The sequence below is a fragment of the Psychrobacillus sp. OK028 genome (genome assembly GCF_900103605.1).
In the GTDB taxonomy this organism is placed as follows: domain Bacteria; phylum Bacillota; class Bacilli; order Bacillales_A; family Planococcaceae; genus Psychrobacillus.
Window position 1 is genome coordinate 490,424 of record NZ_FNHY01000001.1, and the last position, 13,372, is coordinate 503,795.

Consider the following 13,372-nt stretch of genomic DNA (forward strand, 5'->3'; position numbering starts at 1 on the left):
CTGGTTTTCTTAGAACTCAGAGGTGAAATTTATGAATATAGGTATTGTTGGTGCAGGCGCAATAGGTCTATTATTTGGCGCTTATTTATCGGAATCAGGTCATCGAATTACTTTCTTAGTTCGAGAAACTAGTATAGACAAGAAATTCTACATAGAAAAAACCAATGAAAAACCACAACAAATTACATGTGATGTTGTTTCAAATATGGCTGATTTAAAGAAAATGGATCTTATTATACTTGCCGTGAAATACCATCACCTGTCGCAAATGGAAGACCAATTGAAATCTTTACCACTACATATTCCACTTCTATTTATACAAAATGGTTTATCACATTTAGCACTTATAGAGCAGTTAAAACAAGAAACTATTATGATTGGTTCTGTGCTACATGGTGCTACGAAAAATAATAATTCTACCGTTCAACACCTAGGGTTAGGTCCAACGTATATTGGATTATTTAAGGGAGAATGGATTAAAGTTCATGATTTGGTGGATAAGAGTACCGAACAGTTTCCGTTAATTTTAACGCCAAATATTGAACAAATGCTTGTAAAAAAAGCAATGTTAAATTGCTTGATCAACCCATTGTCTACTATTGCACGCGTAACAAATGGCGAGCTTGTTGAAAATGATTCATATAAAGCTATATTGAGGGATATATACGAAGAAATGATGGAAGCATTTGAAGAATGGAAAGATAGACTTCCATGGGAAGAAGTTGTAGCACTATGTGAGAATACTCGATTAAATCGTTCTTCTATGCTTAAGGACTATGAGAATGGTCGAATAATGGAATTAGATACAATAGTTGGCGCTATATTAGAAAGGGCAGCTCAAAGAAAGAAAAAGTTGCCTATTTTACATGCCTTTTATTTATTATTAAAAGAGTTTAATAAAGCAGGTGATTACAATCGATAGTGTTCTTTCGATTATCATCATATATCCAATAGTCGTTTTCTTAGCAGTATTTCTTTTTTGTAAATTTGTTCTACATAAAAGGAAAAAGTCCATTGGAATAGCGTCCGATATATCCACTTTCTTTTTATATTTTTCTATCGCTAATTTATTTTCTTTCATTTTCTTAAAAGAGATTGGTTGGTACCTCGTTATATTTTCCATTATTTTAGCGACAATTATGACTATTTTGGAATGGCGCTCTAAAAAAGAGATAGAAGTAATCCCACTGTTAAGGAAAATTTGGAGATTATTATTTCTTCTATTATGCTTCATATATGCTGTTTTATGGTTATTCGGAGTTATCAGATATGTTTTAAGTTATATAAGCTAATAATTTTCACACTTAAATAGTAAGTGATATACTCTTAAAGTATTTAAAAATGATAGCTTTGGTGAATTTTCACCAAATGAATTTGATAATAACAGAGGTGGAAAAAACGTGCGATTAGAGCAGTACACACAACCATTCGCTTCCTCATTTTATAAGAAATATTTGGAAGATACAGCTAACTTATCTTCTTTCTTTCATTATGAATGGAATCAAACGGCACTTAATAAAAGATTTCAAGAAGCTGATTTTAGCAAACATAAAAGAACTGAACTTGCTGAAGTGATTACTTCGTTCATGAGTAAATATGGTATTTCAGTAAAGAGTAGCCAACATATAGATGAACTTAGAAATAATGGTGTCGTAGTTATAGGTGGACAGCAAGCAGGTATTCTTTCAGGTCCATTGTATTCGATTCATAAAGCAATTTCCGTTATTGCATTGGCAAAACAACAAAGAGAAATACTTGGAGTACCTGTTATTCCTGTTTTTTGGATTGCGGGAGAGGATCATGATATTGATGAGATTAATCATGTATACATAGAAAGAAGCAGAACACTTCAAAAGCTAGTTTATCCCGAAAAATCTAGAACGAAGAAAATTGCTTCCGAATCTTCTTTTGATCAGCAGCTAATGGATGGCTATTTAAATGAAATATTCAAAAGCCTACCGGAAACCTTATATACAAAAAAACTTAAATCAAAAGTGATGGAGCTTTTAGAAAATAACTTAACGTATACAAGCTTTTTTACTGCATTGATGAACGAACTTTTTCAAGAGGAAGGGTTACTATTAATCGACGCTGCCTATAAGCCATTAAGGAAATTGGAAAGTGATTATTTTCAATTGCAAATACTTCATGCTCCAGAAATAGCTAACGCTGTATTTGAGCACGAAGGGAAAATGGAGCAGCAAGGATACGGAACTCCAATACAAGCGAAGGAATCTGCTGCTCATTTGTTTTACATCGTAGAGGGCGAGCGGTTCCTTTTGGAAAGAGTGAATAATTTATTCATCAATGAGGCTAAGGGACTTTCGTTCACATTAGATGAGCTGATGGAGATTGCTCGAGAAAACCCTGAACAGTTAAGTAATAATGTTGTGACTAGACCTATTATGCAAGAAATGGTCTTTCCAGTATTAAGCTTCATCGCAGGACCTGGAGAAATTGCTTATTGGGGTACATTAAAAACAGCATTTGAGATTTTTGGTATGAAGATGCCAGTACTAATGCCACGTATAAGTATTTCGATAGTCGATGCAAAAACACAATCGTTACTTGAAAAGCTATCCTTTACAATTGAGGAGGTATGGGATGGAACGCTTCAGGCTGCTAAGTTAGATTATATTAATAATAATCGTAATGAAGAAATTCCTCATTTGATCATAGAAATCAAAAAGGATCTTAAAGAGAAGTATGACCAGTTGGAGAAATTATTAATAAACGATGGGTTGAAGCTTTCTCCTTTACTGCAAAAGAATCTTGCCAATCATGAAAAACAGTTGAAATTTATCGATAATGCCATCGAGGATACTTTCTTAAGTAAATTAGATGCGACAATTAATCGTTACGATTATGTAAGTATGAGCCTAGTACCAAATGGCGGTCTGCAGGAACGAACATATACTCCAATACAGTTGTTAAATGAGTATGGTCCTAATCTTATTGAAAAACTATTAGAGGTTACATACGAATTTAACGGTAAACATCATGTGATTTACTTATAATTCAACGGATACTGGGATAAAACCCCCAAAACACCATTTTTCTCGATGAGAAAGATGGTGTTTTTTTGCATAGAGAAAGTTGATTTCCATCCCTGGGACGCTTTACGGGGGGAACCGCCAGCGCCTGTAGTTTCAAGTTTCGTGCTGATCTCCCAGGAGTCGTCGTCACACTACAATCAATTTTATAAAGTATCAGAAACTTACCTTAAATTTTACAGGATTCTCTATATTTAAACTTTGTCCCAGCCTCTTTTATATGGAAATGAATCAACCCTATAAAAGTATGTTAAGTAGTAAAACCGATTGCTTGTTTATTCAATGTTGTCCGCAACTTTCTTTACATAAAGTGGTTATTGTTAGTTGTAGCTCAGATCGACTTTAGTCAGACCTTCACTACTCTCAATGGTATATGGGTTTTTGTTATTAAAAGACTGGGCATTTTTTTGCTCGGTTTTTCTTATGGAAAAACGAAAAATAGAATTTCAATAGGATCGTGGGAAAAAACTTTTTCCAACTTGAACCTCAATTATTCCAACAAGCCCTCCCAGAATCCCAACTAATGCCTTCGATATTCCAACTAACCAGAAAAACGTGGCAGCTCCCCCCACTTTTTGAACACCTCTATCAAATCCCATTAAATCAAGTCTTAAAGTTCTATGTTTACTTTGTTGAAATTGATAGAAAAACTGTCTCAACAAGTACTATTTACACATTTTCAAGAAATATTGAACGTTTTTTAAAAAAACGGTGGAGGAAAGTGGGGCGATGTGGTATGTTAATGACATAAAGTGGGGTGAGTAGCATGTTCATGGGCGAATATCAACATAATGTTGATGCGAAGGGACGTTTAATTATTCCTTCCAAATTCCGAGAGCACTTAGAGGACAATTTTGTTCTGACACGTGGTCTTGATAATTGCTTATTTGGTTATCCTATGGATGAATGGCGAAAACTCGAGGAAAAACTTAAAGAACTTCCCGTAACAAAGAAAGACGCTCGTGCATTTACTCGTTTTTTCTTCTCTGGTGCAACCGAAGTAGAAATAGACAAACAAGGTCGTATCAACATTCCAAATAACCTCCGCAGCTACGCAAAAATGGATAAGGAATGTATCGTACTTGGAGTATCGAATCGTCTTGAAATTTGGGCAAAAGATGCTTGGGATAATTATTATGAGGAATCAGAGGATTCTTTCAATGATATTGCAGAAAATATGATTGGTTTTGATATTTAACTTAATTCAGCTAGAGCAAACCCTACTGACTTAAGTTAATTCCTACGGAGGATGTCACAGATTTTTAAAGGAATATATTGAGCGAGCTCGATAAAAATCCGGACACCAATATGTCGGGGTAAATTTGATTAGAGGAGGGAAAGGCTTGTTTCATCACACAACCGTATTGTTAAAAGAAACAGTAGATGGACTAGCTATTCGTCCTGATGGGATATATGTGGATTGCACGCTAGGCGGAGCAGGTCACAGTGAATACTTAGTACAACAATTAAATGATAAAGGTAGACTGATTTGCTTTGATCAGGATATGACTGCCATTGAAAATGCCAAGATAAAACTGGCACCGTTTTTAGATAAGGTTACATTTGTACATGCAAATTTTCGTTATTTAAAAGATGAGCTTTACCAAATCGGTATTGAAAAAGTGGATGGAATTTTATATGACTTAGGTGTGTCATCGCCCCAATTGGATACACCAGAGCGTGGGTTTAGCTATAACTATGACGCTCCATTAGATATGAGGATGGATCAAACTAGTGAGTTAACTGCGTACCACGTAGTCAATGAATGGCCATATGAAAAACTACTCAAAATATTCTTTCGCTACGGAGAAGAGAAGTTTTCTAAGCAAATAGCACGCAAAATTGAAAAGGCTAGAGAAATAGAACCAATTGCTACGACTTTCCAACTCGTAGAACTTATAAAAGAAGGTATTCCAGCGGCTGCTAGAAGAACTGGAGGACATCCTGCGAAACGTATTTTCCAGGCAATCCGAATTGCTGTAAACGATGAATTAGGAGCAGCAGAGGACTCACTTGAAGATGCAATTAAGCTTATAAAAGTGGGGGGAAGAGTTAGCGTTATTACCTTCCATTCTCTAGAAGATAGACTAACGAAAACGATTTTTAAAGAAGCATCCACTTTACCAGATCTACCACCAAATATACCTATGATTCCAGCAGGTATGGAGCCAATGTTAAAACTGATTACCAGGAAACCGATTGTCCCGTCGGAGGAAGAATTAGCGGTAAATAATCGTTCCCGTTCAGCTAAGTTACGTATTGTGGAAAAATTAATCGAAAAGGGAAGTGTCTAAATGGCTTTACGTAAACAACAATCACAAACATACATAACACGCCCTTCTTACACGGAACTACCACATGTAAAGAAGCCGGCAAAACAACGTAATAATCTTATTTCTCGAGGAGAAAAAATTCTTTTAATGGGGTTGTTAGCGGTAGTCACTGTTCTGTCTTTAATGATTATTCAATCAGAAACTGCTGTGAGGGCTACTTCTACCGAAATTTCTCTTATGGAAAAGGAAATTGACTCTACAGTAAAAAAGAATAATGATTTGTCTGTACAAGTAAGTGAATTATCTACCTATGAACGCATTTGGAAAAAGGCGGAAGAGCTCGGTTTGAAACTGAATGAGCAAAACGTAAAGGTAGTGCCAGGACAATGAATAAGAAATTTCGTTTTCAATGGGGAGCCTTTCTAATGTTTTTACTATATGGAGGGCTCTTTTTCTTATTACTTAGTCGTTTTGTGTTTATACAGTACACAGGCACAGCAGAAGGACAGGAGTTAACAACGAAGGCAGAGAACAAGTACAGTAGAGAACAGATTCTTCAAGCGAGTAGAGGTAAAATAGTCGATCGTAATGGTGAAGTTATTGCGCAGGATACACTTAGTTATAAAATGATAGCTGTTATTAGCCCAAAGGCTTCTAGAAATAGCGGCATACAAAGACATGTAAGTGATACAGCAGTGACCGCTAAAGTATTATCCAATTATATTGATATGTCTGAAGAAGAGATTAAAATTTTACTAGATAAAAATGTTGAAGCGAAGAAATACCAAGTAGAATTTGGAAAAGCAGGTAGGGATATTAGTAACCAGCTTATGGAAGATATTAAAAGTAATAAACTACCTGGTATTATATTCATTGAGGATCTGAAACGATTATATCCAAATGGTCAATTTGCTTCGCATTTAATAGGCTTTGCTCTAAAAGAAGAAAAAGAAGATGGGACATTTAAGGCAGTAGGGAAAATGGGACTTGAATATATTTATGATGAGGAGTTAACAGGTACTCCAGGAAAGGTAGAATTCCAAAGTGATACAAAAGGCTTTCTACTACCGAATGCTGAAAAAATGGTGACAGAGGCACAGGATGGCTTGAATATTCAGCTTACCCTCGACAAAACCATTCAAAACTTTCTTGAGGATGCTTTAAATCAAGTGCAAGAAAAATATGAACCAGAAAAGATAACTGCTGTTGTGGCAGATCCTAAAACTGGGGAAATTTTAGCAATGTCTCAGCGCCCAACCTTTGAACCTAATACGAGGGAGGGTCTTTCCACTAACTGGTTAAATGAAGTGACAGAGCAGACAATTGAGCCAGGATCTACCTTTAAAATATTCACACTAGCTTCCGCTATAGAAGAGGGGGTATGGGCACCTAATGCTACGTTTAAATCTGGTTCCTATAAGGTTTATGATACAACTATTCGTGATCATAACGTAGTAGGGTGGGGGAATATCTCTTACTTAGAGGGCTTTCAACGGTCGTCCAACGTCTCCATGGCATACTTACTCCATCAAATTGGAGAAAAAACATTCAATGAGTATATTAAACTATTTGGATTTGGACAGAAGACGGGTATAGACCTTCCACATGAAGCTACAGGAATTATCGCGGATTCTGGTCCAGTTGAACGTATTACAACAACATATGGACAGGGGACAACTGTTACACCTATACAAATGGTGCAAGGTATGACTGCTATAGCTAACAAAGGTAAAATGATGCAACCCTACATTATTGATAAAATTGTTAATCCAAATACAAATGAAGTAGTACAGAATCATAAACCGATTGAAAAAAAATCTCCTATTTCTGCAGAAACCGCACAACAGGTAAAAGAAATATTGGCAAGCACCGTAACGTCAGAAAAAGGTACTGCTCAGAAATTTAAATTAAATGGTTATACATCAGCAGGTAAAACAGGTACTGCCCAAATACCTAAACCAGGTGGAGGTTACTATTGGGGCAAAAACGATTTCTTATATTCTTTCATAGGGATGGCTCCAGTTGAGGATCCGCAGTTAATCGTGTATATCATGGTACACCGACCTAAGTTGGAGTTAACAGAATTTGGTTCTGATACGACATCAGACATTTTCAATACCGTGACAGAAAGAAGTTTAAAATATTTAAATATCGAGCCTGAGAATCTGGAGCTTGCGCATCCGGTTGAAATGCCTAAAGTAATCGGTGGGAATTTAATAGAAAGTCAAAGTAAACTTGAAGCGTTAGGGCTGAAAACAATCGTTATAGGTAATTCCGGTACCGTTGAGGAACAATACCCAGAGGCTAATTCATCAGCTATTTCCAATAGCACCGTCTTCATAAAGGGGCAGGGAGATATACAACTACCTAACTTTAAGGGTTGGTCCAAAAGAAATGTGATGCTTTATAAATCATTATCCAATTTACCGATTGAAATTGTTGGGGAAGGATTTGTAACGGAACAGAGCTTGACAGGAGAATCGATTGTAACAGTTGATACGCCAATAGTCGTAAAACTTTCTACACCAGATGAAGTTACAAATATGGAAACTGAAGAAGAAGTAATAACAACAGATTTACCGCAGGACTAAAGAGGAAGAGAATAGTTAGAGCCAGTTTCTCATAAGTTATCTAAAACGGACTAAAGGGGAATTGGCAATTTCTAAAACAAAACAAATTTTACGGCTGCGAATGATATGGATTATGATTATTTTTTTGTTTTTATTAGTACTTTTCAAATTAGTTCAGCTTCAATTTTTTCAATTTGATGAGCTTACAACGAAAGCAAAGGAAAGCTGGGATAGAGAATTGCCATACGCATCACTACGTGGTAATATTTTGGATCGTAATGGCGAAGTTATCGTTGGAAATAAGCTGGCACCGACTTTGTTTTATATGCCCTCCCAAAATGATGATCCTGAACAGGTAGCAAGGGAAATTGGATCTTTAATTGGTATGGAAGACAAGGATCTCTTGGAGCAAATAAACAAACGCGATTATTTGATAAAAATTGCACCAAAAGGAAAAAATATATCAAGTGACCTAGCAATGGAAATACAGGATAAAAATATTAAAGGATTATATGCAGGAGTCGATTATATTAGAGACTATCCTTATGGTAATATGTTATCTAGATTAGTAGGTTTCACAGGTTATGATGCACAAGGGCTTGCCGGAATTGAATATCAATATGATTCTATTTTAAAGGGTAAATCCTCTGCTGTTCGAATGTTTACGGATGCTAAGGGAGTACCACTACCACATGTGGACGATGGTTGGAAAAACGGAGTAAAAGGTAATCATGTTCAACTTACTGTAGATTTAGATATTCAAAAAGTAGTTGAACGAGAGCTTTCTCAGGCAATGCAAAAGTATGAGGCAACCCAAGCAATTGCCATTGTGATGAATCCCAAAAACGGTGAAATATTAGCTCTTGCATCAGCTCCTAATTTCGATCCATCTACATACCAAGAGGTGGATTCAACAGTTTATAACCGGAACCTACCAGTTTGGATGACTTTTGAGCCAGGATCAACCTTTAAGATTATTACTTTAAGTGCTGCATTAGAAGAGAATGTAGTAGACTTAGAGGAGGATCATTTTCATGATATAGGGTATACCATGGTGGAAGGTTCTAGACTCCGTTGTTGGAAACGAGCTGGACATGGTGATCAAACTTTTTTAGAGGTTGTTCAAAACTCTTGTAACCCGGGTTTTATTGAGCTAGGAAATAGAGTTGGTTCAAAGAAGTTATTAGAATACATACGTAACTTTGGATTTGGAGAATCTACAGGGTCAGGAATGGCTGGGGAATCCACGGGTATTCTATTTAGTAAAGAAAATTTTGGACCAGTAGAACATGCCACAACCTCTTTCGGCCAAGGGATTTCAGTAACTCCCATACAGCAAGTGCAAGCTGTAGCTGCAGCCATTAATGGTGGGTATTTATACAAACCATATATTGTAAAAAACACAATAGATGGTGAAACAAACGAAATATTGTCAAGTAGCGAGCCGGAGATGAAACGTCAAGTTATTAGTGAGGAAACTTCTGCTATCGTACGAGACGCCTTGGAGCATGTAGTTGCGAAAGGATCAGGAAGAAACGCATATCGTGACCAGCTTCGAATTGGAGGTAAAACTGGTACTGCTCAAAAAGTACAAAACGGCAGATATATGGACGGGGAATACATTGTTTCCTTTATCGGATTTGCACCTGCCGACAATCCAGAACTTATTGTATATGTTGCTATTGATAACCCAAAGCATAGCACTCAATTTGGGGGCGTCATTGCTGCACCTATTGTCGGGCAAATTTTAGAGGATTCTCTGAAAACAAAAGGTAGTGGCACCCAATTGGAAAAAGAGTACAGATGGGGAGACGTAGAACAGGTAAGGACACCAAATTTAGTGGGAACGAAAAGAAAAGAAATCACGTCTTATATGTATCCGTTCACTATTGTTTGGCATGGTGATGGAGACGAGATAATATCCCAGCTACCAAAAGAAAATGGGCTCATCCCATTAAATGGAACGATTCATGTCTACACAAATAAATAATATAGTACATTCATTTATAGTTGATCGTATTTAAGGAGATTTTTTCATGACATTATCTACAACGGTTATTACACTTATTGTTAGTTTTTTATTGACTGTTATTCTTGCTCCAATCGTTATACCGTATTTGAGAAGAATGAAATTTGGTCAAAGTATAAGAGAGGAAGGACCTGAGTCACACCAGAAAAAGGCAGGTACTCCTACAATGGGAGGGTTAATCTTCCTTGTTTCTATCATTATCTCTACACTTGCTCTTTCATTTTATTTTGATCAGTTAACGACTCAGTCAATCGTATTATTAGTTATTCTTGTAGGTTTCGGTGTTATTGGGTTTTTAGATGATTTTATAAAAGTCGTAATGAAAAGAAACCTAGGTTTAACTTCCATTCAGAAACTTATTGGTCAAATTCTTATTGCTGTACTTGCTTATTTCTTACTAAAGCAAGGTCCATTTGATACAACTATCGAAATACCTTTTACACAATTGGATCTGCCTTTGGGGCAACTATATATCGCATTTCTAATATTTTGGTTAGTTGGTTTTTCCAATGCAGTCAATTTAACAGATGGCTTAGATGGTTTAGTTGCTGGAACTGCAACGGTTGCCTTTGCGACATTCGGAGTTCTAGCACTTGCTTATGAACAAACAGATATCGCCATTTTTACATTTAGTGTGTCAGGTGCACTTTTAGGGTTTTTATTGTTCAACAAAAATCCAGCTAAGGTGTTTATGGGAGATACGGGCTCTCTAGCATTAGGAGGAGCCCTTGCAATGGTATCTATTCTAGTTAAACAAGAATTGTTATTACTGCTGGTGGGGATTATTTTTGTAATTGAAACATTATCGGTAATATTGCAGGTTATTAGCTTTAAAACAACTGGCAAAAGAATATTTAGAATGAGCCCGATTCACCATCATTTCGAATTATCAGGGTGGAATGAGCGTAAAATAGTTACGGTATTTTGGGCAATAGGTTTTGTAGCTGCTATGATTGTAGTCTGCTTGGAGGTTTTATAAGATGAAAAAGTTACCAATTGTATTTCATAAAAAAATACTCGTTTTAGGATTAGCTAAAAGTGGAACTGCAGCTGCAGAAACTCTGCATGAATTAGGAGCTTTTGTTACTGTAAATGATTCTAAACCGTTCGAGCAAAATGAGAATGCACAGTATTTGTTATCTAAAGGACTAACTGTTATTTGTGGAAGTCATCCAGAAGACCTTTTAGACGAAGGATTTAGTCTAATCGTCAAGAATCCTGGAATACCATATACAAATCCAGTCATTTCAGAGGCAAAAAAAAGAGGGATACCTGTATGGACGGAAGTTGAACTAGCATATCGTATTAGCGACGCTCCAATGATCGGAATTACAGGATCCAACGGAAAAACGACAACGACTACATTAATATTTGAAATGATAGCTGCGGCAAATAAAAAACCTAAAATAGCTGGAAATATTGGGACCGTGGCAACGAGTGTTGCAAAAGAGGCGACAGAAGACAATATTATTGTAACTGAATTATCTTCATTTCAGCTGATGGGTACAGAAATGTTAAAGCCAAAAGTTTCTGTGCTACTTAACTTGTATGAAGCACATTTAGATTATCATAAGGATTTTCAAGAATACACAGACGCTAAATTTAAAATTACGCAAAACCAAGATGCTACCGATTGGCTAATTTTTAATGGGGAGCAGCAAATTGTAGTGGATTATGCCCAAAAGAGTATGGCCACTAAAATACCTTTCTATGTGAGCAGCAAAACAAACGAAGGTATTAGTGCGGATGATTTATACGTTTACTGGAATGGTGAACCATTGTTTGAACGATTGATTATCGCGTTGAGAGGTAAGCATAATTTAGAAAATGTATTAGCTGCAACGGCTACAGCATTAATGATGAATTGCTCTGTAGAAGCTATTAAACAAGTTTTATCGACATTTCATGGGGTTAAGCACCGTACACAATTTATCAGAGACTGGAAGGGGCGCAAGTTTTATAATGATTCCAAAGCAACAAATGCCCTTGCTACAAAAAGTGCTTTAGAAGGATTTATAGAGCCTGTTGTATTAATTGCAGGCGGTGTGGACCGCGGACATTCGTTTGATGAACTTATACCATACTTAAATCGTGTAAAAGCATTGGTCCATTTTGGGGAGACTGCGGACCGATTACAGAAATTTGGGGAAGCACAAGGCATAGAATCGGTAGCTAGTTTCCAAACATTAGGTGAAGCATTTGATCAGGCAATAGCTCTATCCTCAGAAGGTGATATCGTATTACTGTCACCAGCGTGTGCAAGCTGGGACCAATACGAAAGCTTTGAGATTCGTGGAGATGAATTTATTGACAGAGTTATTGCTTTAGAAGAGTAATGAAAGGATGACCTAAACGAAAGATACACGAAAATTTATTTTCTTATCTTCTGTCCTATTTTTATCAATCATTGGTATATTTTTTGTTCATTCAGCAGGTTCCTATTGGAGCGAAGTCCATTATAAAGGGCAAATGCCTTTTGCGTTGAAACAAGCAGCATACTTGGTTATAGGGATTGTTGGAGCTTTTATTATTCAACGAGCGAGCTTTATACGTACTGATGGGTTTTGGAGAGGATTATATATAGTGGCAATCCTTATGCTAATTGGAGTATTAATTCCAGGTATTGGGGTTATTCGAAATGGGTCTCAAAGCTGGATATCTCTTGGATTTATGAATTTTCAGCCAGCTGAGTTAGCTAAAATAGCAGTTTTAGGAGTTTTAGCTAGCTCTCTAGCTAATGAAAAAAATTCTAGAATGAAAATTTATATTCAAAGTGCAATCCTGTTATTATTGCCAATTGCCTTTATTATGGTACAACCAGATTTTGGTTCTGCCTTTGTATTGGTTGTTGCTGTATTCTTTTTATTGTTCGCAGCAGGTCTGCCATTTAAGTTCTTCCTTTGGATTGGCTTGAGTGGAATTGTTGCCTTTGTTTTATTAATCGTTTCAGCGCCATATAGACTTGTACGAATTCAAGCCTTTTTAGATCCTTGGAATGATCCACTTGGTTCTGGGTTTCAAGCTATACAGTCATTGCTTGCAATAGGACCAGCAGGATTATTCGGTTTTGGTTATGGAAATAGTCGCCAAAAGTTTTTATATTTGCCGGAACCTCAAAACGATTTCATCTTTTCCATCCTGTTAGAAGAGTCAGGTTTCATCGGTGGTTTTATCATTGTACTGGCATTCCTAACTTTTTTTACAACTAGTTTCACCATGGCTGCGCGTGCAAACACACGTGAACGTCAGCTGATGATTATTGGATTTACCTCCCTTTTAGCAGTACAAACATTTTTAAATATGGGAGTAGTAACTGGACTTTTACCAGTAACGGGTGTAACTTTGCCATTCATCAGCTACGGGGGGTCCTCATTAGTGATGACATGGGGGATTATTGGTATTATTTTAAATCTGGCTAAAGAAACTGATAAAGAAGGGAGGCGGTAG

Annotated in this window: 11 protein-coding genes; all 11 read left to right on the top strand. The window is 36.6% G+C overall.

Annotated features, from left to right (window positions below; all coding sequences use genetic code 11):
• Positions 1-31 precede the first annotated feature (31 nt).
• Positions 32-922 carry a ketopantoate reductase family protein gene (locus BLR36_RS02050; RefSeq protein ID WP_093059921.1) on the top strand — a complete coding sequence of 297 codons (891 nt, stop codon included), beginning with the start codon at positions 32-34 and terminating at the stop codon, positions 920-922.
• A complete protein-coding gene (locus BLR36_RS19210; RefSeq protein WP_175453943.1) occupies positions 906-1,292 on the top strand; it encodes a DUF3397 domain-containing protein in 387 nt (128 codons plus the stop codon). Before BLR36_RS02050 ends, BLR36_RS19210 begins: the two co-directional genes overlap by 17 nt.
• Before the next feature lie 108 nt (positions 1,293-1,400).
• A complete protein-coding gene (gene bshC, locus BLR36_RS02060) occupies positions 1,401-3,017 on the top strand; it encodes a bacillithiol biosynthesis cysteine-adding enzyme BshC (protein WP_093059925.1) in 1,617 nt (538 codons plus the stop codon).
• 802 nt (positions 3,018-3,819) lie between these two features.
• Positions 3,820-4,251, top strand: coding sequence for a division/cell wall cluster transcriptional repressor MraZ (gene mraZ / locus BLR36_RS02065; protein WP_093059927.1), 432 nt, complete (start codon positions 3,820-3,822; stop codon positions 4,249-4,251).
• 145 nt (positions 4,252-4,396) lie between these two features.
• A complete protein-coding gene (gene rsmH / locus BLR36_RS02070; RefSeq protein ID WP_093059929.1) occupies positions 4,397-5,347 on the top strand; it encodes a 16S rRNA (cytosine(1402)-N(4))-methyltransferase RsmH in 951 nt (316 codons plus the stop codon).
• Positions 5,348-5,716, top strand: coding sequence for a cell division protein FtsL (gene ftsL, locus BLR36_RS02075; protein ID WP_093059931.1), 369 nt, complete (start codon positions 5,348-5,350; stop codon positions 5,714-5,716). It abuts the gene before it with no gap.
• A 35-nt stretch (positions 5,717-5,751) separates the two neighbouring features.
• Positions 5,752-7,917: a penicillin-binding transpeptidase domain-containing protein gene (locus BLR36_RS02080; RefSeq protein WP_093060272.1), complete on the top strand. Its 2,166-nt coding sequence runs from the start codon at positions 5,752-5,754 to the stop codon at positions 7,915-7,917.
• A gap of 100 nt (positions 7,918-8,017) precedes the next feature.
• Complete coding sequence (locus tag BLR36_RS02085) at positions 8,018-9,886, top strand: penicillin-binding transpeptidase domain-containing protein (RefSeq protein ID WP_093060273.1); 1,869 nt, start codon at positions 8,018-8,020, stop codon at positions 9,884-9,886.
• Positions 9,887-9,932: 46 nt separating this feature from the next.
• Entirely contained in the window at positions 9,933-10,904 is a 972-nt protein-coding gene (gene mraY, locus BLR36_RS02090; protein WP_093059933.1) for a phospho-N-acetylmuramoyl-pentapeptide-transferase, read from the top strand.
• Between the two features lies 1 nt (position 10,905).
• On the top strand, positions 10,906-12,261 hold the full coding sequence (gene murD / locus BLR36_RS02095; RefSeq protein ID WP_093059934.1) for a UDP-N-acetylmuramoyl-L-alanine--D-glutamate ligase: 1,356 nt from the start codon (positions 10,906-10,908) through the stop codon (positions 12,259-12,261).
• 37 nt (positions 12,262-12,298) lie between these two features.
• On the top strand, positions 12,299-13,372 hold the full coding sequence (locus tag BLR36_RS02100; protein ID WP_093059936.1) for an FtsW/RodA/SpoVE family cell cycle protein: 1,074 nt from the start codon (positions 12,299-12,301) through the stop codon (positions 13,370-13,372).